General features: G+C 65.8%; 3 protein-coding genes. All 3 read left to right on the top strand.

All coding sequences use genetic code 11. The features are described 5' to 3' along the window. The first annotated feature begins 160 nt into the window (after positions 1-160). The 3 genes from JXA24_04275 (at position 161) to JXA24_04265 (ending at position 2,683) form a co-directional block, all read left to right on the top strand. Complete coding sequence (locus JXA24_04275) at positions 161-1,195, top strand: rod shape-determining protein (GenBank protein MBN1282971.1); 1,035 nt, start codon at positions 161-163, stop codon at positions 1,193-1,195. A gap of 93 nt (positions 1,196-1,288) precedes the next feature. Beyond that, positions 1,289-2,161, top strand: a complete 873-nt coding sequence (mreC, locus tag JXA24_04270) for a rod shape-determining protein MreC (GenBank protein MBN1282970.1) — start codon at positions 1,289-1,291, stop codon at positions 2,159-2,161. Continuing rightward, positions 2,162-2,683, top strand: coding sequence for a hypothetical protein (locus JXA24_04265; GenBank protein MBN1282969.1), 522 nt, complete (start codon positions 2,162-2,164; stop codon positions 2,681-2,683). It begins immediately after the preceding gene. The last annotated feature ends 58 nt before the right edge of the window (positions 2,684-2,741 follow it).

The following is a 2,741-nucleotide window of genomic DNA, read 5'->3' as shown; positions in this document are numbered from 1 at the left end:
GGCCCCTCCCCGGTTGTAACTGCAGGGCAGCGCTGTATCCGATGGGGTGGCATAAATCAACAATTTTGTTGATCTTTCCGGGGGGCTCTGTTAGATCGGCTCAAATTTCGGGCGCCTCCCCCGCGGGGGGACGGCGGAATTTTTTCAGGAGAAAAAAGCCATGTTCCTGGACCCCATACTGGGTTTGTTTTCCAACGACCTGGCCATAGATCTCGGCACGGCGAACACGCTCGTCTACGCGAGGGGGAAGGGGATCATAGCCGCGGAGCCGTCGGTGGTGGCGGTCCAGCGCGACAACCGCGGGATCAAGCGGGTGCTCGCGGTCGGCAAAGAGGCCAAGGAGATGCTCGGCCGCACCGCCGGCACGATAGAGGCGATCCGCCCCATGAAGGACGGCGTCATCGCCGACTTCGAGGTCACCGAGGCGATGCTGCGCTACTTCATCCGCAAGGCGCACAACCGCAAGACGCTCATCAGGCCGCGCATCATCGTCTGCATTCCGTTCGGCGTCACCGAGGTGGAGAAGAGGGCGGTGCGCGAGTCGGCGGAGACCGCCGGCGCTCGCGAGGTGTATCTCATCGAGGAGCCGATGGCCGCGGCCATCGGCGCGGGGCTCCCGATCACCGAGCCGTCGGGCAACATGGTCGTGGACATCGGCGGCGGCACCACCGAGGTCGCGGTCATCTCCCTCGCCGGCATCGTCTTCTCGAAGTCGATCCGCATAGCGGGCGACAAGATGGACGAGGCGATCATCCACTACATCAAGCGCAAGTACAACATGCTCATAGGCGAGCGCACCGCCGAGGCGGTGAAGATCGCCATCGGCACCGCCTACCCGGACGGCGAGATCCGCTCCATGGAGATAAAGGGTCGCGACCTGGTCGCCGGCGTCCCCAAGACCCTCGAGATACACTCCGAGGAGGTCCGCGAGGCGATAGTCGAGCCGGTGAACGCGATCGTCGAGGCGGTGAAGATAACGCTCGAGCGCACGCCGCCCGAGCTCTCCGCCGACATCGTGGACCGCGGCATAGTCCTGACCGGCGGCGGCGCTCTGCTCCGCAACCTCGACATCCTGCTGCGCGAGGAGACGGGGCTCCCGGTGAGGGTCGCCGACGATCCCCTCTCCTGCGTGGTGCTGGGCTCCGGAAAGGCGCTGGAGAGGCTCGACGTCTTCAGGGGGATAACGGTAAACTGACCTGGCCCGTTCTCTGTGCCGGATCCTCGATGGAGGGGCCTTCGTCCTCGAAGCGGAGAGGGCATCGGGGGCCGGCCATCGAGGTTTTTTCATATGCCCTTTCTGGCGAGAAAGATCAGATTCCTCCCGTTCCTCGTCCCCATATTCCTCTCGCTCGTCTTCTTCTCGCTCAGCTCGATGAAGATGCGCAGGGCCCCGTGGTACCAGGAGGCGGTCTCGAACCTCGTCGAGCCTCCGCAGTGGCTGGCGAGCCGGGTCGCCCGCTCGATCGGCGGCGCGTGGGACGGCTACGTGGCGCTGGTGGGGGCGGCGCAGGAGCGCGACGCGCTGGCGGCGAGGGTGGCAGAGCTCGAGGGGGAGGCGCTCCGCTCCGAGGAGGTCTCGCGCGAGAACGAGAGGCTGAGGGCGCTGCTCGGCTACCGCGAGGGGTTCCCGCAGAGGACGGTCGTCGCGCGCGTGGTCGCCAACGACCCGCGCTCGGAGTTCAAGAGCATCACCATAGACAGGGGGTTCTCCGACGGCGTGAGGCCGCTGATGCCGGTGATCGGCCCGAGGGGGCTGGTCGGCAAGGTGGGCACGGTGGACAGGGGCAGCGCGAGGGTCCTTCTGCTCACCGACCCCAACAGCTCGGTGGACTGCATGGTCCAGCGCTCCCGCGCCAGGGGGCTGGCGGTGGGGACCGCTTGGCGCACCGAGCTCAAGCCCGGGTTCTACATCGCGAGGATGGAGTACCTGCGCAGGGTCAGCGACATCCGCGAGGGCGACGTGGTGGTCACCTCCGGGTTCGACACGGTCTTCCCCCCGGGGATCCCCATAGGCACGGTGAAGGACGTCTCGACCTCCAGGTACGGGGTCTTCACCGGCGCGACGGTCGTGCCGTTCGAGAACATGGCGGAGCTGCAGGAGGTGCTGGTGGTGATCGGCGTCGAGACGCGCATCCCGGCCCGTCAGGGCGCGGAGGGATAGATGAGGTTCTTCATCCTCATGGCCCTCTACGGAGTCGCGGCGGTGGTCCTGGCCACGACCGTGCTCGCCGGATGGCCGACCCAGATGATAAGGTTCGACCTCATCATCCCCGCGGTCGCGGTGACCTCGTTTTACAAGGGCAGGGGGGAGGCGATACCGGTCGTTCTCTTCTACGGGCTGATCGTGGATGCCGCCTCCGCCGCCCCCTTCGGCATGTCGGTGCTCTCCTACGTGGTCGTCTACCTCTTCGTCAGGGCGATCATCACGAAGATATCGCTCCAGGAGGGGGTGGGGCTGCTCTTCTGGGTGGCCATCATAAGCCTGGTGGACAAGGCGGTCTGCGCGGTCGTGCTCTACGTCTCCTCGGACGGGATATACCTCTCGAGGATCGTCATGGAGCTCGCCCCTGCGCAGGCGCTCATGGATGCCGCGGTGGGTTTTGTCGTCATCCCGATCATCACATGGTACTGGGACCTCTCCTGGGAGAAGATCTCGAGGCCCAGGGGCCTCGTGCTGAAGTAGGGGACGAGCGATGAATAACGGTTGACGATTCCCGGGTCCCGGGTTCCGGGTCCCGGTT

This window comes from Pseudomonadota bacterium, from assembly GCA_016927275.1.
Classification (GTDB): Bacteria; UBA10199; UBA10199; order 2-02-FULL-44-16; family JAAZCA01; genus JAFGMW01.
Note: the sequence above shows the minus strand (reverse complement) of the source record. Positions and strands in the feature narration are given on the sequence as shown.